This window comes from Streptococcus mitis, assembly GCF_002096845.1.
Taxonomy (GTDB): Bacteria; Bacillota; Bacilli; order Lactobacillales; family Streptococcaceae; genus Streptococcus; species Streptococcus mitis_A.
In genome coordinates, this window is the sequence record NZ_NCVK01000018.1 from 132,829 (window position 1) to 152,134 (window position 19,306).

The 19,306-nt window shown below is 39.0% G+C and carries 18 protein-coding genes and 2 pseudogenes; 2 read left to right on the forward strand and 18 right to left on the reverse strand.

The genetic code is table 11. The annotated features are described in order from the left end of the window. Positions 1 to 2 precede the first annotated feature (2 nt). From B7695_RS05660 to B7695_RS05730, 14 genes are all read right to left on the reverse strand, one after another. Positions 3 to 272 carry a DUF1294 domain-containing protein gene (locus tag B7695_RS05660; protein ID WP_084890327.1) on the reverse strand — a complete coding sequence of 90 codons (270 nt, stop codon included), beginning with the start codon at positions 270 to 272 and terminating at the stop codon, positions 3 to 5. After that, on the reverse strand, positions 269 to 1,306 hold the full coding sequence (leuB, locus tag B7695_RS05665; RefSeq protein WP_084890330.1) for a 3-isopropylmalate dehydrogenase: 1,038 nt from the start codon (positions 1,304 to 1,306) through the stop codon (positions 269 to 271). The genes B7695_RS05660 and leuB overlap by 4 nt, the downstream gene beginning before the upstream one ends. A gap of 11 nt (positions 1,307 to 1,317) precedes the next feature. Next, positions 1,318 to 2,880 (reverse strand): 2-isopropylmalate synthase, encoded by a 1,563-nt coding sequence (locus tag B7695_RS05670; protein ID WP_084890332.1) that lies wholly within the window; start codon positions 2,878 to 2,880, stop codon positions 1,318 to 1,320. Between the two features lie 313 nt (positions 2,881 to 3,193). Beyond that, on the reverse strand, positions 3,194 to 3,850 hold the full coding sequence (locus tag B7695_RS05675; RefSeq protein WP_084890335.1) for an MmcQ/YjbR family DNA-binding protein: 657 nt from the start codon (positions 3,848 to 3,850) through the stop codon (positions 3,194 to 3,196). Positions 3,851 to 3,893: 43 nt separating this feature from the next. Continuing rightward, on the reverse strand, positions 3,894 to 4,526 hold the full coding sequence (locus B7695_RS05680; RefSeq protein WP_084890338.1) for a copper homeostasis protein CutC: 633 nt from the start codon (positions 4,524 to 4,526) through the stop codon (positions 3,894 to 3,896). Positions 4,527 to 4,619: 93 nt separating this feature from the next. Next, positions 4,620 to 4,979: a YbaN family protein gene (locus B7695_RS05685; RefSeq protein ID WP_084890341.1), complete on the reverse strand. Its 360-nt coding sequence runs from the start codon at positions 4,977 to 4,979 to the stop codon at positions 4,620 to 4,622. Positions 4,980 to 4,991: 12 nt separating this feature from the next. Further along, on the reverse strand, positions 4,992 to 5,138 hold the full coding sequence (locus B7695_RS11440; protein WP_084890343.1) for a hypothetical protein: 147 nt from the start codon (positions 5,136 to 5,138) through the stop codon (positions 4,992 to 4,994). A 98-nt stretch (positions 5,139 to 5,236) separates the two neighbouring features. Beyond that, the gene (topA, locus tag B7695_RS05695) at positions 5,237 to 7,324 is read right to left on the reverse strand and encodes a type I DNA topoisomerase (protein ID WP_084890345.1); all 2,088 of its coding nucleotides are present in this window, start codon (positions 7,322 to 7,324) and stop codon (positions 5,237 to 5,239) included. Between the two features lie 232 nt (positions 7,325 to 7,556). Further along, complete coding sequence (gene dprA / locus B7695_RS05705; RefSeq protein WP_084890347.1) at positions 7,557 to 8,405, reverse strand: DNA-processing protein DprA; 849 nt, start codon at positions 8,403 to 8,405, stop codon at positions 7,557 to 7,559. Positions 8,406 to 8,493: 88 nt separating this feature from the next. Then, a complete protein-coding gene (locus B7695_RS05710) occupies positions 8,494 to 9,183 on the reverse strand; it encodes a sugar phosphate nucleotidyltransferase (protein ID WP_000643959.1) in 690 nt (229 codons plus the stop codon). An 11-nt stretch (positions 9,184 to 9,194) separates the two neighbouring features. Then, the gene (locus B7695_RS05715) at positions 9,195 to 10,073 is read right to left on the reverse strand and encodes a DMT family transporter (protein ID WP_084890349.1); all 879 of its coding nucleotides are present in this window, start codon (positions 10,071 to 10,073) and stop codon (positions 9,195 to 9,197) included. Next, complete coding sequence (locus B7695_RS05720) at positions 10,063 to 10,932, reverse strand: phosphotransferase family protein (RefSeq protein WP_084890351.1); 870 nt, start codon at positions 10,930 to 10,932, stop codon at positions 10,063 to 10,065. The genes B7695_RS05715 and B7695_RS05720 overlap by 11 nt, the downstream gene beginning before the upstream one ends. A gap of 16 nt (positions 10,933 to 10,948) precedes the next feature. Continuing rightward, a complete protein-coding gene (locus tag B7695_RS05725; RefSeq protein WP_084890353.1) occupies positions 10,949 to 11,971 on the reverse strand; it encodes a ribitol-5-phosphate dehydrogenase in 1,023 nt (340 codons plus the stop codon). Positions 11,972 to 11,975: 4 nt separating this feature from the next. Further along, entirely contained in the window at positions 11,976 to 12,683 is a 708-nt protein-coding gene (locus tag B7695_RS05730; protein ID WP_084890355.1) for an IspD/TarI family cytidylyltransferase, read from the reverse strand. A 334-nt stretch (positions 12,684 to 13,017) separates the two neighbouring features. On the opposite strand from B7695_RS05730, the pseudogene B7695_RS05735 reads away from it, so the two are divergent. Further along, positions 13,018 to 13,257, forward strand: a pseudogene (locus tag B7695_RS05735) (lipopolysaccharide biosynthesis protein); the annotation flags it as partial. 55 nt (positions 13,258 to 13,312) lie between these two features. Further along, a pseudogene (locus tag B7695_RS10815) lies at positions 13,313 to 14,660 on the forward strand (IS3 family transposase). Positions 14,661 to 14,749: 89 nt separating this feature from the next. Here the strand turns inward: B7695_RS10815 and gla are convergent. The 4 genes from gla to B7695_RS05770 all read right to left on the reverse strand — a co-directional run bounded on the left by gla (position 14,750) and on the right by B7695_RS05770 (position 19,255). After that, on the reverse strand, positions 14,750 to 15,619 hold the full coding sequence (gene gla / locus B7695_RS05755; protein WP_084890364.1) for an aquaglyceroporin Gla: 870 nt from the start codon (positions 15,617 to 15,619) through the stop codon (positions 14,750 to 14,752). 263 nt (positions 15,620 to 15,882) lie between these two features. Continuing rightward, complete coding sequence (locus B7695_RS05760; RefSeq protein WP_192855738.1) at positions 15,883 to 16,566, reverse strand: MgtC/SapB family protein; 684 nt, start codon at positions 16,564 to 16,566, stop codon at positions 15,883 to 15,885. 303 nt (positions 16,567 to 16,869) lie between these two features. Further along, entirely contained in the window at positions 16,870 to 18,099 is a 1,230-nt protein-coding gene (locus B7695_RS05765; RefSeq protein ID WP_192855737.1) for a tetratricopeptide repeat protein, read from the reverse strand. After that, positions 18,089 to 19,255, reverse strand: coding sequence for an AI-2E family transporter (locus tag B7695_RS05770; protein WP_084890369.1), 1,167 nt, complete (start codon positions 19,253 to 19,255; stop codon positions 18,089 to 18,091). The genes B7695_RS05765 and B7695_RS05770 overlap by 11 nt, the downstream gene beginning before the upstream one ends. Positions 19,256 to 19,306 lie beyond the last annotated feature (51 nt).

Here is a 19,306-nt window from a genome sequence, read left to right on the forward strand (position 1 = left end):
CATTACCTCCAAATAATATATAAGGCTACTAGTGTGGTCACCATCCCAAGAAACCAAACTGTTTTAAAATACCATTTTCGAGTCTTGTGGTGAAAGATGATTCCTGCTAACCAGGCCCCAAAACCACCACAAGTAAAGGCTAAAATAAATAAGATTTTCTCAGGGATGCGCCAAACTCTTCTCCTTGCCTTGGATTTGTCAATACCATAAATCAAGAAAACCATGACATTCCAAATCAAAAGGACTAGAGTAATTTTTTCGTCTAACTTCATAACCTTGCGATAATAGCTTCCGTCATTTCCTTAGTCGAAGCTTGTCCTCCTATATCTCTCGTTAAAATTCCAGATGCCAAACTTGCCTCAACAGCATGCTCGATACGCTCTGCATCCTCATAACGTCCAAAACTGTCTCTCAACATCATGGCCACTGATAAAATCATGGAAATAGGATTGGCAATTCCTTGACCAGCAATATCAGGTGCTGAACCGTGAATAGGTTCATAGAGACTTGGTCCATTTTCAGAATGACTGGCTGATGGCATAACTCCAAGTGTGCCAGATAGAACGCTTGATTCATCCGAGAGAATATCTCCGAAAAGATTTTCTGTCACGATGACATCAAACTTAGCAGGATTAGTAATCATGAGCATGGCAGCTGAGTCCACCAACTGGTGTTCCAAGGTCACATCTGGGAAATCCTGTGCGACCTCCTCAGCTACTTTCCGCCAGAGTTTTGAGGTCGCTAGAACATTTTGCTTATCAATACTAGTAACGATTTTTCTCCGACTTCTTGCGATTTCAAAGGCTTTGCGAATAATCCGCTCCACTTCCTCGTAGCTATAGTCGTTGATATCACGCGCTTTGCTCTCTTCAAGGATATGATCTCCAAAGTAAATCCCGCCTGTCAACTCACGCACCACGACAAAGTCTACACCAGCAATTCGTTCCGGTTTGAGTGGTGACAAATGCTTGAGACTGTCAAAGATTTTTACAGGGCGAATATTAGCGTAAAGATTGAGTTCCTTACGGAGAGATAGCAAGCCTTGTTCAGGCCGAACCGCTGCTCCATCATACTGAGGACTACCGATGGCCGCTAGGAGAATGGCATCTGCTTCTCTACATGCCTTGAGGGTTTCATCAGGTAAGGGATGCCCTGCTGCATCAATACCTGCACCTCCGAAGGGTCGTCTGTCAACCTCATAGTCAAAATCTGTTTTTTCAGCTAGAGCCTCCAGAACTTCTAAACCAGCCTCCATGATTTCTGGGCCAATTCCGTCCCCTGCTAGAGCTACTATTTTCTTTGTCATAGCCTTCTCCTTTACACACTAGGCATATCGCGGTAGGAAACGCTACGTCCCATCTCACCAGCATTCTCTTTTTGAATAAAGGTATTAGCATTGATGTAGGCAATAGCCGAAGCCTTCAACACATCGAAATCAAGACCTGCTGCGTTAAAGATGGTTTCTGTATCTCTGTTTTCAACAGTGACCAAGACCCGAGCCTGGGCATCAATTCCATCTGTCACAGCATCAATGGTATAGGACACCAAGCGGACAGATTGGTTAAAGAACTTGTCGATAGCGTTAAAGATTGCTTCAACAGAACCTTGCCCTATCGCATTAAATTCGACCTTCTCACCATCCATATTAGCCAGACTAACAAGCGCTTCAATGTCATTATCTGCATGAGTTTGCAGTTGTAAATCATCAAAATGGAAGCCTTCTGGATTTTCAACCATGGTTCCAGCTACCAGCGCACGAATATCTGCATCTGTGATTTCTTGTTTCTTATCGGCCAGTGCCTTGAACTTAGCGAAGAGTGGTTTGATGTCCTCTTCTGTAAAGTCTAGGGCCAATTCTCTTAGTTTTTCAACAAAGGCATGGCGACCAGACAATTTTCCAAGTGGAAGACTATTACTCTTAACACCGACTAATTCAGGGGTGATGATTTCATAGGTAAGAGGATTTTTAAGGACTCCGTCTTGGTGAATACCAGATTCGTGAGAAAAGGCATTGCCACCGACCACAGCCTTGTTTTTAGGAACTGGAATACCAGAGAAGCGAGAAACCATTTCTGACGTATTCATTGTTTCATTCAAAACAATATCACTAGTTACTTGGAAGAAATCCTCACGAATCTTCAAAGCAACAGCTACTTCCTCAAGAGCAACATTACCTGCGCGTTCACCGATACCATTAATAGTTCCCTGGACACGTCCAGCACCGTGTTTAATTGCTGTCAAAGTATTTGCAGTTGCCATACCGAGATCATCGTGACAGTGGACACCAAAGACAACTTTATGATCTGATTTAACATTTTCAGTCAAGTGATCAAAGATGCGTGCAAACTCTTCTGGAGTCGTAAAGCCAACTGTGTCAGGGATATTTATATAAGATGCACCCGCATCGACCGCTGTTTGAACAACTTGCAGGAGGAAATCCAACTCTGTTCTAGTCGCATCTTCTGGAGAGAATTCAACCACTTCGAACTTAGAACGTGCATAAGAAACATGCTCCTTAATAGCTTCTAAAATCTCTTCCTTGCTCTTATTGAGCTTGTACTTGCGGTGAATCGGACTGGTAGCGATAAAGACATGAATCTGTGGATACTTGGCATCCTTAAGTGCCTCATAACAAGCATCAATATCAGATTTTACAGAACGAGCTAATCCTGTCACTGCTGTTTTTTTCATAGCTTTAGCAATTTCTTGAACGGCTATAAATGAATCTGGACTAGCAGCCGGAAAACCAGCTTCAATTACAGAAATTCCCCATTTCTCCAGCTGTCTTGCAATGGAAACTTTTTCCTTTATTGAGAAGTTAACACCAGGTGTTTGTTCTCCATCCCGAAGACTTGTATCAAAAAATTCAACTTTACGCATAAAATTTCCCCTTTTCCAAATATGGTTTTAAAAAAACATCTCGCTTAGAAGTCCAAGCGAGATGCTGATTCACTCCCGCTTGGTAAGCCAAACAGGACTAATGCTTTTTGCACTAGCCCGAGTACCTCAACAACAAAGCAAATTGATTAAACTTAGCTGTTTTCATGTTTGACTTTCTCCTTCGTTTGATATCTTGTTTAGTATTTTAGCATAGGCAAAAGCACTTGTCAAGAAAAAATCCAATATTTTCTGAAAATTTCTTCAGTAAAGAATATTTAGCTAATTGAAAGCTCTTGAAAGTCTTTGAAATGTTTCATTTTTTAGAGGTTAAGTTCCAACTTTTTTCTATCAATTCCAGTACCTCTTCATCCTGCAAGGTATCATCAAAAGCCACACTAATCCAGTAGCGCTTGTTCATGTGAAAGGCTGGATAAATGCCCTTTTTTAAAAGCAAGTCAGCTACTTGATCGTGTTTGAGGTTAACTGCTTCCACTTGTCCTTCTCTGCCCTTTTCCAGCTTATCCCAAGAGATTCTCATCAAAACAGCATACCACTTTTGATTGCCTTCATGTCTTAACACTGCCGTATCAGGCGATTTTTCCCACAGAAACTCCAACTGATTCCCATACTTTTCCTGAACTTGAGTCATGATTCGTTTAGTCTGAGGGAAGATGAAATCCTGAACATCAAAACAAGTCTTCCGTATCTGGTAAAGAATCTCCAAACAAGCCTCACGGACACTTCCTACAAAACTTCCCCTCATGCTTTCCATATGGACTTGAGGATAGAGATCGCCCGTTTCCTGGTCAAAGACCTGAAAACTCACATTATCAGTAGTGATAGAGACTGTCATGATAAAGTCACCCTGCAAAATCATGCAGCTATAAGTCCAAACTCCACCATTTTCTATAAAACCAAAAGGACGAGCCTTTTCTTGATTAAACTGATAGGATTTAAAAATTTCAAACATAAGTGAAAACTGCTACCCAAAGCTAGCAGTTCCTTTCTATTTTTTAAAAGACAACCTTGGTTCCATGCAATTGTGTCACACCTAGCTGGTCGATAAAGGTTTGACGATTGTCCAAGTCAATCCCCCCACCTGGTAGAATTTCAATTTTACCTTTAGCATATTCTAAAATTCTATGATAGTGAGCAAAACGTTTCTCTAATGAGTCACTAGACACACCAGCACGAGTCAGGATACGAGTGACACCGGCTTGGCTGAGCCAGTCAATAGCTTCTAACTGGTCTTCTTCGCTCAATTCATCAAAGGCCATATGAAAGACAATTTCCATTCCTTTTGACACAGCTATCAACTTTTCAATATTAGGCTTATCCAACTTCTTATCAGCAGTTAAAGCACCAAATACAACTCCTTGACTTCCAGCCTGAGCAGTCAATCGAATGTCTTCTAGCATAATTGCAATTTCTAGGTCATTATAGACAAAGTCACCACCACGTGGACGAATCATAGTCATGATGGTCGTATCGTAGTTAGCTGCCAGTTCAACTGCTGCCTTGGTCACTCCATAGCTGGGAGTTGTCCCACCAACTGCTAGATTATCACAGAGTTCGATTCGACGAGCCCCAGCCTGCATCGCTTTTTCAAGCAAGGTCACATTTTCAGCACAAAATTCGTAAATCATTTGATTCTCCTTGAGTATTACTTTGAATTTATTATATCATATTGTTGTGAATATGCTTTCATTTTTATCAAGGGAAATAGTTACAAATTTTACTTATTCTTTGTCTGGAATGACCTTGAAGAGATAATAAGTGATAAAGATGGTCAAGGCTCCCAGACCGATTTTGACTGGTAAGAGAGGGGCAAAGTAAATAGAAATTCCCATCAAGATGTAGATAGATAAGATGATTTTTTTCTTTCGTTCACGCGCAATAGACTTAGTCTCGCGAAAATCAGCTACATATGCTTGATAGAGCTTGGTATGATAAAGCCAATCTTCGAAGCGCTTGGAACTTCTTGAGAAACAAGCAATAGACAACAAAAGAAAAGGCGTTGTAGGCAGCAAGGGCAAAACAACCCCAATAATAGCCAAGGCCAGTGATAAAAAACCAATAATTAGATAAACAATACGCATAACTTCTCCTAGTTAATACTCTTCGAAAATCTCTTCAAACCGCGTCAACGTCGCCTTACCGTAGATATGGTTCCTGACTTCGTCAGTCTTATCTGCAACCTCAAAGCAGTGCTTTGAGCAACCTGCGGCTAGTTTCCTAGTTTGCTCTTTGATTTTCATTGAGTATAAAATAATCTTCTTCTAGTTTCGCATACAATGATGAATTTTGTCAAGCTCCAACCCAAAAGAGCCTGAAATTCACTTTCAGGACTCTCCTCTTATTTAATCTTTTCTTCTTCGTAGTCGCCTTTACTACAAATAACCTGCTTGCCACCACCACGGACCTTTTTCTCCATGAGGAAGTTGCCACATTTTGGACAGTCGCGACCAACAGGCTTGTCCCAAGAGGTAAATTCACATTCTGGATAGCGATTGCAACCATAGAAAAGACGATTGCGTTTGGTTTTACGCTCAATGATTTGTCCCTGATGACAACTTGGACACTCAACTCCGATTTCCTTAACGATTGCTTGGGTATGGCGGCAATCTGGGAAATTGCTACAAGCGTAAAACTTACCAAAACGACCAAGTTTAATAACCATTGGACTGCCACACACTTCACAATCAAATCCAGCTGGTTCATCCTTGATCTGGATTTTTTCCATTTCTTCTTCAGCCTTGGCAACCTCTTTAGAGAATGGTTTGTAAAAGGCGTCTATAACACGTTGCCACTGCTCTTTTCCGACTTCGACATCATCCAGTTTGCCTTCCATTTCAGCTGTAAAGGTCACGTTTACGATATCTGGGAAATATTCAACGATGAGCTTGTTAACAATTTCTCCCAACTCTGTTGGTTCAAAACGTTTGGCTGCAAGGCGAACATAATAACGTTTCTGAATGGTTTCAATGGTTGGCGCGTAGGTTGACGGACGTCCAACCCCATTTTCCTCCAAGGTCTTGATCAGGGTCGCTTCAGAATAACGAGCAGGCGGTTGAGTGAAATGTTGCTCTGGTTTACTATTCACCTGCTTAACCACATCTCCAACAGCCATATCTGGTAACATCTTATTCTTGTCAGAATCATTATAAATGGCAAGATAACCATCAAACTTAACCTGACTACCATTGGCAGCAAATTGAACCCCATTTTGAGACAATTTAACAGCCATGGTATCAAAGACAGCAGCTGTCATCTGGCTAGCCACAAAACGATTCCAGATAAGAGTATAAAGCTTGAGCTGATCCTTGTCCAGATATTTAGCAATACTTTCCGGTGTATTAAAAACGCTAGACGGACGAATAGCCTCATGGGCATCCTGAGCACCTGATGCATTTTTTACCTTGCTACCATGCTTAGAATACTTGCTACCAAAACGGTCCGTAATGAAACTTGCTGCTTCGTTCTGCGCTACTGGACTGATACGAGTCGAATCGGTACGCATATAAGTAATCAAACCTTGAACACCAGAACCGATATTAATTCCTTCATAGAGCTGTTGGGCAACCATCATAGTCTTTCGAGTACGGAAATTAATTTTATTGGCAGCATCCATCTGCATAGATGAAGTGGTATAGGGTAATGGAGCATTGCGTTTGCGCTCTTTCTTATCTACCTGATCTACTGAAAAGTCTTTACTAGTCAGACGAGACAAAACTTCCTTGACCTCGTCATTACTAGTCAGTTTCAACTTTTTGCCATCTACTCCATAGAAGGATGCCTGAAATTGCTTGGTTCCCTTTTTAAAGACAGCATCAATGGTCCAGTATTCCTCTGGCTGAAAGGCATTGATTTCATTTTCACGGTCAATGATGAGTTTAAGGGCAATGGACTGTACGCGACCTGCTGACAAGCCCTTCTTGACCTTCTTCCACAAAATAGGCGAAATCGAATAGCCTACCAAGCGGTCCAAGACACGACGAGCCTGTTGGGCATCAACCAAGTCCATATCAATCTTGCGAGGTTCTTTGAAAGCATTTTTGACCGCATCCTTGGTGATTTCATTAAAGACAACACGGTTGGCATCATTTTCATCCAAGTTGAGAATATGGGCCAAATGCCAAGAAATCGCTTCTCCTTCACGGTCCGGGTCACTCGCCAGAAAGACTTTATTAGCTTTTTTGGCTTCTTTTTTCAAGTCATTGATGAGAGGACCTTTTCCTCGGATATTGATATATTGCGGTTCATAATTATTTTCAATATCGACTGACATACTGGATTTCTTCAAATCTCGAATATGCCCAACACTGGCTAAAACCTTGTAGTTTCTGCCGAGATATTTTTCAATCGTCTTGGCCTTAGCAGGCGACTCCACGATTACTAGATTTTTTTTAACTGTTAATTTTTTCTTTTTTGTTGCCGTAGCCACAGTATCACACCTTTTCAAAGTAATAAACTTTATAAAGTGTAAACCATTTTTTGAACCCTGTCAAGACTTAGCTCCAATATATAGAAGAAAAGTTTGTCTAGTAAGCGGACTTTCTTCTTATACTCAATGAAAATCAAAGAGCAAACTAGGAAGCTAGCCGCAGGTTGCTCAAAACACTGTTTTGAGGTTGCAGATGGAAGCTGACGTGGTTTGAAGAGATTTTCGAAGAGTATTAAAATTCAAATTCCGCAAGAACATCCTTCCCACTTGTAACCAATTTTGCACCTTCTTGAATCAAATGATGGCAACCGTCTGATAGTCCATCTAAAATGCTACCAGGTATAGCAAAGACATCGCGCCCTTCTTCCATCGCTCTCTCACAGGTAATGAGACTACCTGAACGCATCTTAGCCTCTGCTACAATCACACCACGACAAAGTCCAGCAATGATGCGATTACGGGCAGGAAAATGAAATTTCAGAGGTTGTTCACCAGGTCCATATTCACTTATAACCAGATGGTCATTGCTGATATAGTCTTGCAAGCGTTTATTGGCTTTAGGATAAAACACATCCAGACCTGTTCCAATCACTGCAATGGTTTTTCCGCCATTCTGCAGAGCTGCCATATGGGCTGCTGTGTCAATCCCCTTGGCTAATCCACTGACAATAACCAGTTCATTTTCCAAGCCTTGAATGACTTTTTCAACTGACTTAGCTCCCTGTTTGCTACAAGCACGACTGCCCACGACTGCTACCTTAGGAAATTTCAAGAGGTCAAGATTTCCCTTGTAAAATAAAAGTACAGGTGCATCGTATATTTCACTCAAATCCCAAGGATAACAGTCATCTAAAATAGAGAAAGATGGAAATTTTTGAAACTCCTTCTCCAAATGCGCATCGTCTATCTGAAAATAACGTTCCATAAAAACAGCTGGATTTCGGCAACCTGATATTTCTGCAATATCACCCAACAAAAGTTCTTGATCGACATTTTCACCGTATTCTAGAACTGCCAAAACCTGTTGATTGGTCAAACCTGATTTTTTCAATTTATAGATTTCATAGTTTGTGATTTTCATAAATAACTCCATTTCTTTTTCTACTCATCTATTTATTCGTTAAAAAATCAAAAAAACATCCGACTATTTTAGCCAGATGTTGGAATCTTTAATTTTCGTTTTTAAGAATTTCTTCTAATTTATGATAATCTTGGACACTATCGATTTCATAGATGCTATTGCCTTCTAGTTCTTCAACATAGACATCTAGCTCTTTGATGTTATCCTTAACCATATTGTCCCAGTAGAGATCAACAAATTCGCCACTTGCATAAGCTTTATCGATAAAGCTGACAATCTTTTCTGCAGTTGGAGCATCCCAGAAGGATACACCACTAAGGATGCGACCTGCCTTACTATCAACAGTAATATCTTGAACCTTGTAGTCATCTCCATAGACCAAGAACCATTCATTGGTACAATCTTCACGATAAACACTAAAATAAGTCGAACGAGTCAAATCATTGCGGAACATATTTTTAAAAAGATAATTGTCAGCATCAATAACATAGCTGTTTGCCAATTCTTCTTTTACAAGATAGAGAGAGTAAAAGTTATTGTAGTCAGCGTATTTATCATTGAAAACGAGTCGAACACCGTATTTTTCTTTTAAGTAATCGAATTGTTCTTTAAGATAACCAACAATGATGATGATATCATGGATACCTTTTTCTTTTAGAAACTCAATTTGGTATTCAATCAAAGGTTTTTGATTAACCTGAACCAAGGCTTTAGGGGTATTTTCAGTCATAGGACGCAAGCGAGTTCCCAATCCCGCTGCTAAGATAATGGCTTTCACACGAATCTCCTTTATTCTTTAATAATAATATAAACTCCAGCAATAACGACAAGTGACGTAATAATTGTCAGCATATCTAGCGGTGCACCCAAGAAAACAACTGCGAACAAGACTGTCCATACTACATAGCTCACGTTCAAGCCTGTAGCCTTGGCTGGTTGCAAGCGATTGATAGCGATATAATAAGCCAAATAGGAAATCATATCAAAGGCTGCAAAGACAATCATAAGACCTAACAATTGCCCATTGGCTACTTCTGCAAATGATTGATGAGAGAAGAGCACAATCACAAGATATGATAAGAATGAAGTCACTTGACGGATTAAGAGGGCTTCTATTTCACTCAATTCACTTTCCATAGCAAAAGAGCTAAGAACACTCTCACTTCCCCATGCAATAGCACAAACCAAAGCACAGAGAATACCAATGTAGAAGGAATTAACCTGTTCAACCTTATAAGTTTGAGCAATAATCCCTCCAATAATCAAGACAATCCCAAATATAGTATTCTTAGAAATCTTGTGCTTCAAGAAAAAGAAAGCCAATAAAACTGAAACTGCAGGGTAGATAGCAGATACCGATGAAGCCAAGGAACTTCCGATATACTTAACTGCATAAAGATTGGCCTGCATACCGATAGGACCTGCTAGCAAGGCTCCGATGATCACACTAACATTGCGAATATTTAAGAAAATTGAGAGACGCACTTTTCCTTCTTTTACCAACAGAAAAGCTAGTAAGATAAAGATACTCAAGAAATCATGAGCAGCGGCCACCACAAAGGGCGACAAATCTGTAAAAATCGAAAAGATATAAGCACTAATCGTTAGACCTAAACCCCAGAAAATACCTGAGAGTAGACCAAAAGAAACTCCATTTTTATTTTTCATCAGAACCTCCATAATAAGCCAAACCTTTAACAGCTCTTTGGTAACGACTCACACCATAGTCACCAAAATCTGCACCTTGCTCTTCTTTGTAGACTGTCCATAGACTCCAAATAGCATCTTGTAAAATTTTATAAATGGCAATCTTTTCACGAGAGACAGGTGTTTGCTCACTCTCATAGTGAGATAAGAAGGCTTCTTCCTCTTGACGAGTGAATTCAGATTCTAAAAAGAGAGCAGCCAAATCCCACATTGGATCGTTCATTGATGAATATTCCCAGTCAATCAGATATAGACGTCCTTGAGGTGATTCGATAAAGTTTTCAGGCACCAAATCGATATGACAAGATTTTCTGTCAACACCTAAGTCAGCCAGTCTTTTCTCTAAGGAGAAGACTTCTTCTCGAACAGCTTCATAATTAGCATAAGGGATTTTTTCTTCAATCAAAGATTCGTATTTTTTGATTTCTTCAAAAGGAGCAAATTCTCCTCTTAATTCCTTGCCAGAAGCATGAATAGTTTGTAATATTGGAGCAATTTTATCAAATTTGGTCTTGATTGTAGTTGAATCAAGCGTGATTGCAGATTCGATATACTCATTTACTTTGATACCAGATTCAATATCAAAAAGATAATTTTTTACATCTAAGTCTAAATCCTTTAGTAGTTCAAGATTGTACTTTTCATCTTGACGATTGATCAGTTTTTCTGTCCCTTTACCAAAGAACTTAACAATGTATTGCTTATTTGTTGTTTTGACCAAATAGTTTTGATTGGTCATTCCCCCCAGTTGTTCAACACTGAGGACTTCCTCTTCTGCACTAAGTAAGGAAGAAATTTTTTCTTTAATGATTTTCTCCACAATTAACCTCCAGCACTTATACTTCCCACTTAAACACGGTTTTAAAGGCTGTGTTTAAATCGGTTGCAAAGACACGGTGAATATCTTTAATTTCTCTTACAGGTTCTTCTAGATAAAGGATATTTTTAAGACGATTGGCAAATTTCTTGACTTCCATCATTTGGATGGCATTTTCAAAATCAATGCGACCAGAACGAGAGGACCCAACCAAGAGCAAGCCTTTTTCTAAGGCGTCGCGTGTATTGAGATTGACTTTATACTCGCTAACACCCATCATGAGAATCGTTCCCTGAGGACGAATATAGCGAATCAAGTCATTAATGGCTGGTCCAGTACCATCACCACCACAACACTCAAAAGCATGGTCAAAGGCCAAATCTTCAGGAATATTGTCAGTAATATAGCATTCTTTGGCAAATGAGAAAAGTTCCAATTTTTCCCAATGACGACCAATAACTACAATCTCTACTTCTGGCAAAGTATAATTGATAATATTGGCAACTACAAAAGCTAAACTTCCATCTCCGATAACGGCGATTCGGTCCCGCTTGCTATGAGCAAGGGTCAATAGACGATTCATAGCGTGCATACCGACACTGACAAACTCTGTAATGGCTGCAACCGTATCTTCAATAGCATCATAAGCCACCACGCGATCTTTAGGGAGAGAAACAAACTCTCTCATAAAGCCATCAAAACCACTAGACAAGAAATGGGTCCCTGTCATGTAGTTCTCATAGAATTCTTCATCGCTCTGCATAGGAGGCTGATTCGGAATCATGACAACTTTTTGACCAACCTCGTAGGTTCCTGTCGGGTCAGAAATGACGGTTCCACATGACTCGTGAATCATTGCCATTGGAAGCTTTTTATTCAAAATCTTCGGATCACGTTTTCCCTGATAGTAACGCTGATCCGCATGACAGACAGCCATATAGTTAGGGCGGATGAGGATATGATTTTCTTGGTCAATAGCCTCTTCCTGGTATTTGACATTGATAAACTTAGGCTTAGTTAGTTGATAAATTTGATTAATCATTTTACTAGTCTTTCTCAATCATACTTTTTGCAATCTTCAGATCTGTTACTGTAGTAATTTTCAGATTTGAATATTCACCTTTAGCCAAGGCTACATCTTTTCCTTTGATCACAAAGATTTTACATGCATCTGTCAAGATTTCCTTCTCTTCAGCAGAGAGGGAACCGTAAAGATCCATGAAGTCCTTGCAACGGAATGTTTGAGGTGTTTGTCCTTGATAGAGGTGAGCACGATTTGGAATATCTGTAATGAATTGACCGTTAGTGCTTTCAACGATAGTATCAACCGCTTCTACCACTGTGTCCACTGCGTCATGATTTTGGGCAAGTTTGATATTGTCTTGAATCATGCGAAGTGTAATAAATGGACGAACAGAATCATGGGTAACAACGATATCCTCTGGAGTAAGCGGACGATAAGCATCGATAGCTTCAATGATTTTCTCAATACTCGTATTACGGTCAGCACCACCTTTTGTAATGATGATACGTTCCTTATGAAGAGGAAGATATTTATCTACAAGATCTTCTGCATGAGAAACCCAGTCTCCATGAACCCCAACAACAATTTTTTCAATACTTGGTTCCAAGACAAATTTTTCAATTGTATGAACCAAGATAGGTCGATCACCTAGCTCTAAAAATTGTTTTGGCAAGTTACTGATTCCCATACGTGTGCCAGTTCCACCAGCAAGAATTCCTGCATAAATCATCTATTTTCTCCTTTGTCTTACTAAAAAAACTTATTCTCTCTATTATACCACAATCTAGTCCTATCATGAAAGAAATACCGACCCTCCCGTTCTAGAATAGAAGGATTAAGGAGTTCCATTCTTCAAAGAAACTAGTCCATTTCTAGTAATGACTAGGAATTCTGTAGTCATTACCAATAAATGACTGTGAAATTTTAGAGTTCTTCAGAATAATATAGTTTCCTTAAAGAAAACTTAAAATAAAACTTTGAGACTTCAAAGTGATCGCTTGACTTACTGCCTTTCATTTCTTATTAGCTAGCTTTATGATAGAACGAAAAACGAGGTAAATTGAATGAAAAGTATAAAATTAAATGCTCTATCTTACATGGGAATTCGTGTCTTGAATATTATTTTTCCCATCCTAACTGGAACCTATGTAGCGCGTATCTTGGACCGAACTGACTATGGTTACTTCAACTCAGTCAACATTATTTTGTCATTTTTCTTGCCCTTTGTGACTTATGGGGTCTATAACTACGGTGTACGGACCATCAGTAATGTCAAGGATAACAAAAAAGATCTTAATAGAACCTGAACTGCACCCCAAAAGTTAGACATAAAAATCTAACTTTTGGGGTGTTTTTATTATGAAATTAACTTATGAAGATAAAGTTCAAATATATGAATTAAGAAAGAAAGGAGAGAGCTTTAGACAACTTTCAAATCAATTTGGGATAAACATTTCTAATCTTCAGTACATGATTAAATCGATTAATCGTTATGGAATAGAAATCGTCAAAAAAGGAAAGAATTGTTACTATTCTCCTGAACTAAAACAAGAGATCATTGATAAAGTTCTTCTTGAGGGGCATTCACAAATTAGGGCGTCTCTGGATTATGCTCTTCCAAGTAGTGGATACTTTCGAATTGGCTGGCACAATATAAGAAAAACGGGTATACTATTGTTGAGAGAACAAGAGGGAGAGCACCTAAAATGGGACGTAAGCCAAAGAAAAGATTTGAAGATATGACAGAATTAGAACGTCTTCAAGCAGAAAATGAGTACTTGAGAGCGGAGAATGCCATTCTAAAAAAGTTGAGAGAACTCCGATTGAGGGACGAAAAGGAGCAAGAAGAAAAACGGAAATTGTTCAAGGACTGGTAACAGAGTTTTCTTTAGATATCCTTCTAAAGATTATTAAGTTTGCCCGTTCAACCTATTATTACCACTTAAAACAGCTAGATCAAAACGATAAAGATTATGATATTAAAGCTGAAATTCAGTCAATTTATACTGAGCATAAAGGAAATTACGGCTATCGTCGCATGACTCTAGAATTACGAAATCGTGGCTTCGTAGTGAACCATAAGAAGGTGCAGCGTCTGATGAAAGTACTTGGTTTAAGTGCTCGAATTCGCCGTAAACGAAAGTATTCTTCCTACCAAAGAGAGATTGGCAATAAAGCAGAGAATCTCATTCAACGCCAATTTGAAGCAACCAAACCAATGCAAAAGTGCTACACAGATGTGACAGAATTTGCCATTCCAGCAAGTAGCTAAAAGCTTTATTTATCACCAGTTTTAGATGGCTTTAACAGCGAAATTATCTCCTACAATCTTTCTACTTCGCCGAACTTAGTACAAATGAAAGCTATGCTAGAACAAGCCTTTACAGAGAACCATTACGAAAATACAATTCTCCATAGTGACCAAGGAGGGCAATACCAACACGATTTCTATCATCATTTTTTTAAGAATAAGGGAATCCAACCATCTATGTCACGTAAGGGAAATAGCCCAGATAACGGTATGATGGAATCTTTCTTTGGCATTCTTAAGTCTGAAATGTTTTATGGTTATGAGAAGTCATTTCAGTCGCTTAAGCAATTGGAACAAGCCATTGTAGACTATATTGATTACTACAACAACAAACGAATTAAGGTAAAACTAAAAGGACTTAGCCCTGTACAATACAGAACTAAATCCTTTGCTTAAATTAATTGTCTAACTTTTTGGGGTCAGCACAATATTATGCGTTTTTATTTTTTCTTCAATCCATTACAATAGATTGAGAACTAAATTTCTTATAGGTAAAGGAATTTGAAGATAGCTACTGCCGCAATCGCTGCTGCGATAGGCGCTACTACTGGTACCCAAGAATACCACCATTTTGAATCGCCTTTGTGCTCACCAAGAACTGATTTTGGAAGGAAAGCATGAAGGAGACGTGGTCCCAAGTCACGAGCTGGGTTCAAGGCAGGTCCTGTAGGTCCACCAAGTGATGTTACCAAGGCCATAACAAGGAATCCAAGTGCCAAGTGAGCTACTGAAAGTCCTGAAGCAGTATGTGGTGCTACTTGGGCTTTGATTGCTAAATCAGAAAAGTCAACATTTTGACCTGCTTGACTAGCCATTTGTTTCATGTATTGAAGCACTTCAGAACCAAAGAAGTTTTTAGTCAATCCAAGGGCTGCAAAGAAAAGAACAAATGAACCAACAAACTCATTTACAAAACCATTAACAGTTGCTGCGAAATGTGATTCTTTTGACCCATTATCCAAACTTGAAATTGTTGAGAAAGTACCCAAGATGTTGTTTGGATTTTCAGTTTTCAAGTAGTATGGGCGGTGTGTTGCCACAACCAAGGCTTGACCAAAGATAGCACCCAAAACTTGTGCGATGATATAAGGCGCAACTTGTGCCCAAGGGAAGAGACCGCTGATCGCAAGTCCAAGAGTGAAGGCTGGGTTGATGTGGTTTCCAGATACGTTACCAAACATCAAGGCTGGGATCATAACCCCCATACCATAACCAACAGCGATAACGATCCAGCCACTTTGGTGACCTTTCGTACCTTTAAGTTCAACGTTGGCAACTGCACCATTTCCAAGAATGATCAAAATAGCAGTTCCCAAAAATTCAGTGGCATATTTAATTGCCCATGTGAAATCCATTTGATAGATTCTCCTTAAAATTTTTTAGACAATCCTTATTCTATCAATTTTTACATCTTTTAGCAACTACTTTCCCGAAAGATTGTGATGGAAAACGGTTCCAAAACTTATAAACTAATCTTTGTTTTCAAGATATTCCCAGTTCATTATGTTATCTGCGCTAATCTGATGCTTTTATGTCAATTCCTCCTGATACATAGTATAGGGAATAAAAAGTATCTTTCCCCATTCACCAATAAGAGTTTTGCTATGAACACAAAACTCTATCCTTCCAATGAAACAATCTTAACCTGATTTATATAAAAATTCTCGTCACATTGCCATAAAACCTCAGCCATATTTTTGTAAGAAATGGATTTATCGTTATCTGCTCTAATCGTAAGATTATAACCACTTTCATTCCTATCCATGTCAATATTTAGATTGTAAAATCCCTTCTGTTCAATGAGAATATCCAAGGTATCTATTGAAGGTTTATTGGTTACAAATCCAGTCATTCTTATATGATAATGAGTATCGCTTTTCAAAAATTTGGAGCTACTTTTCTGAACAAGGACAACAATTAGACTACAAAATAAACCTAGAAAAGCAAAACCTGCCCCAATTGCCATCCCAATACCTGCAGTTGCCCAAATACCAGCTGCTGTGGTGATACCACTGATTTTTTTATCCCTCATGAAAATAATACCACCACCAATGAAACTAATTCCACTGACAATTTGGGTCGCAACCCTAGAAGTATCATAATTAGGCGTATCCAAGAAGGCTTCTTTTGATAAAATCATCATTAAAGTTGCAGTTAAGGCAACCAAAATATAAGTCTTTCTCCCGGCCTGCTTGTGCTTAGACTTTCTTTCATAGCCAATGATAAAACCAGAAAAACAAGACAATAAAATGAGAATAAGGTGTCGGACTTCAATAGGTAGAGCTATCGTATCAAGTATTATTTCCCTCCTATGTCACTCATAATTTTATATTATAATCCTAGTTATAACTTTTTTCAAGAGAATATATTATACTCTTCGAAAATCAAATTCAAACCACGTCAACGTCGCCTTGCCATATATATGTGACTGACTTCGTCAGTCTTATCTACAACCTCAAAACAGTGTTTTGAGCAGCCTGTGGCTAGTTTTCTATTTTACTCTTTGATTTTCATTGAGTATTAGTTAAAAACAATACATTTTAAAAACAAAAAACCGCAGTTATCCTCTAGTAATAACTTGCAGTTTTCTGTAACTAATGGATTCTTACAATGTCTCAAACAATTCTTGCATTTGCACATCATCTGGAACTAGTTTTAAGTAAGCTTGGGCATTGACTTTGGCTTCCTCAAAGTAGCCCAATTCACGCAAGAGATAGATATAGTGTTCCAGAAACTCTGGATTGTCCTTTAAATCTCCTGCCAACTCTTGGTAAAGCTCATAGGCAGTATCCAAATCGTCCATTTCCTGATAGGAACGAGCAATCATCCACTTGGTCAAGAGATTTTCTGGCTCCTCACTTTGCAAGTCTAGAATGTCCTCATAACGTTCCTGTTCTAGATAAATAGTTGCTAGACGGAGTAAGATTTCTTCCGTATCCTCAGCATCTTCTTTAGCAATAAGGAGGTAGTTCTCTGCACCACTAGCATCATGCAATTCATAAGAAAATTGTGAAGCAGCCAGTAAGAGACGAGTTTCAAAAGGATTTTTCTCTAAGCCTTGCTTAGCGATACGCAGGGCTTCTTGAACTTGATGTTCCTTATGCAAGGCCTGACTATAACCATACTCATAGCCTTCAAAGTCAGGAGAAATGGTATCAAGCTGCTTAAAGTAGAGGACAGCCTTTTGGTATTCTTCTCGATCAAAGTAAAGACTAGCCAACTCAAAAGCTGTTAGGTCATCGTATTCTAACTCCAAGGCTTTTTCTAAAAACTCTGTGGCCGTTTCAAATTTCCCCAACTGTGCATAGGCAAAGCCAATCCGCTGATAGGTAGAAATGCCTGTTTGCTCATAAATAGTACGATTATCTAACTGGGCATAGCCTTGAATAGCTTCTTGGTAATTTTCCAACTCACTATCCAACTCTGCTAAACCCAATATCAAGAGAGGATCCTCTGAGTAGGTCAAAGCCTCCAGCAGTTTCTCACGCGCTACATCTGTCAAACCTTCCATCTGGTAAAGGTCTGCCTTAAGAGCCAAAGCCGAAACATACCAGTCACTGTCAGCTTGGATTTCCTCAAGATAAGCAAAGGCTTCTTCGATTTGACCATCCTCGCTAGCAATAGCTGCTAGATTAAGATTAACCTCTGGGAAATCCCCTACAATTTTCAGGTAAATTTCCTTGGCCTGAGGATAAAAACCAATCCCTTCAAGATAAGTTGCCAACTCATACAGAAGGTCATTTGGATCATTTTCTAAAGCTTTAACGAAATAGTGCTCTGCCTTAACTAAATCTTGCTCTTCCAAAGCCTGTAACATCTGTTGACTATTGTTCACTCTTGACTTCCTCTCCCTCTAGTTCATATAGGCCACTAACTACCTTATACCATTCAAAAATCGCTGAAATGACAACTTTTGCAGAGGCATAAACCGGAATACCGAGCAAGACTCCCCAGATACCAAACATGGATCCTGAAGTTAACAAAACAAAGAGAACATTAATGGGATGGATGTTTAATTGGCTTCCCAAAATCAGTGGCGAAACAAAACGGCCTTCAATAGTTTGTTCTACGATAAAGACAATCACCACTTTCAAAAGCATGACTGGCCCAGCAATCAAGCCCAATACTAAGGCAGGAAGCATGGCTAGGAAACTACCAAGATAAGGAACCAGATTTAAAATACCAGCAGTAACACCCAGCGTAACCGCATAACGTAGACCGATAATCTTGAAGAATATGATAAACATTACTGCTACAATAATAGCTACTGTTACTTGCCCTCTAACATAGTTGGACAACTGTTGATTCACATCTGACAAAACCTGTCCTACAGGTTCCTTCAATTTCGTCGGCATGAATTGGGTCAAATAGTTTCGCAAGCCTTTCCCATCACGCAAGAGATAAAAGAGCATGAAAGGAACGATAATCAAAGCAACAATCACTTGAGAAGTTCCGCTAATAAAGGCGCTCACCCAGTTGACTGCCTGAGAAGAAACTTTACTTGCCCAAACTGTAGCCTGACTAGAGAAGTTTGTCAAAACTTGTTCTAACTGAAGCCTGAAATCATCTGGTAAATGCTTGGTTACCAAATCATTAATAACCCTGTCAGCATCTTCTAGGTAGATTGGTACATTTCTTGCAAATGTTAAGACCTGACGTTGCAGATTTGGAATAGCTACTGCCAAGCCCCAAATGATAAAGAGAGCGATGATGACAAAGACAATAGTGATAGCTATAACACGATTAACCTTATTCTTCTCCATCCAATCAACAATAGGATTCAACAAATAATATAGCAGACCAGACAGAATGACTGGTAACATCACAACTGCCAAAAAGTCCAAAACAGGTGAAAATAGAAAACTAATCTTACTTAAAATAAAAAGATTCAGTCCCAATAACAAGGTTACTAAGAATACCGTAATGGCCTTGTTATCCAAAAACCACTTGAAAAACCAAGATAGGCTAAAATGTTTCTCTTTTTGCTCCATAAATACTTCCTTTCTTTTGTCCTTCCATTATATCATTTTCAAATAAAAATA

Bases quoted from the DNA above. Each gene is read 5' to 3' on its own strand.
- B7695_RS05685 (WP_084890341.1), bottom strand. From the start codon at position 4,979: ATGCGTATTGTTTATCTAATTATTGGTTTTTTATCACTGGCCTTGGCT.
- leuB (WP_084890330.1), bottom strand. From the start codon at position 1,306: ATGACAAAGAAAATAGTAGCTCTAGCAGGGGACGGAATTGGCCCAGAA.
- B7695_RS05715 (WP_084890349.1), bottom strand. From the start codon at position 10,073: ATGAAAAATAAAAATGGAGTTTCTTTTGGTCTACTCTCAGGTATTTTC.
- B7695_RS05660 (WP_084890327.1), bottom strand. From the start codon at position 272: ATGAAGTTAGACGAAAAAATTACTCTAGTCCTTTTGATTTGGAATGTC.
- B7695_RS05680 (WP_084890338.1), bottom strand. From the start codon at position 4,526: ATGATTTACGAATTTTGTGCTGAAAATGTGACCTTGCTTGAAAAAGCG.
- dprA (WP_084890347.1), bottom strand. From the start codon at position 8,405: ATGAAAATCACAAACTATGAAATCTATAAATTGAAAAAATCAGGTTTG.
- B7695_RS05670 (WP_084890332.1), bottom strand. From the start codon at position 2,880: ATGCGTAAAGTTGAATTTTTTGATACAAGTCTTCGGGATGGAGAACAA.
- B7695_RS05675 (WP_084890335.1), bottom strand. From the start codon at position 3,850: ATGTTTGAAATTTTTAAATCCTATCAGTTTAATCAAGAAAAGGCTCGT.
- B7695_RS05770 (WP_084890369.1), bottom strand. From the start codon at position 19,255: ATGGAGCAAAAAGAGAAACATTTTAGCCTATCTTGGTTTTTCAAGTGG.
- B7695_RS11440 (WP_084890343.1), bottom strand. From the start codon at position 5,138: ATGAAAATCAAAGAGCAAACTAGGAAACTAGCCGCAGGTTGCTCAAAG.
- gla (WP_084890364.1), bottom strand. From the start codon at position 15,619: ATGGATTTCACATGGGCAATTAAATATGCCACTGAATTTTTGGGAACT.
- B7695_RS05725 (WP_084890353.1), bottom strand. From the start codon at position 11,971: ATGATTAATCAAATTTATCAACTAACTAAGCCTAAGTTTATCAATGTC.
- B7695_RS05730 (WP_084890355.1), bottom strand. From the start codon at position 12,683: ATGATTTATGCAGGAATTCTTGCTGGTGGAACTGGCACACGTATGGGA.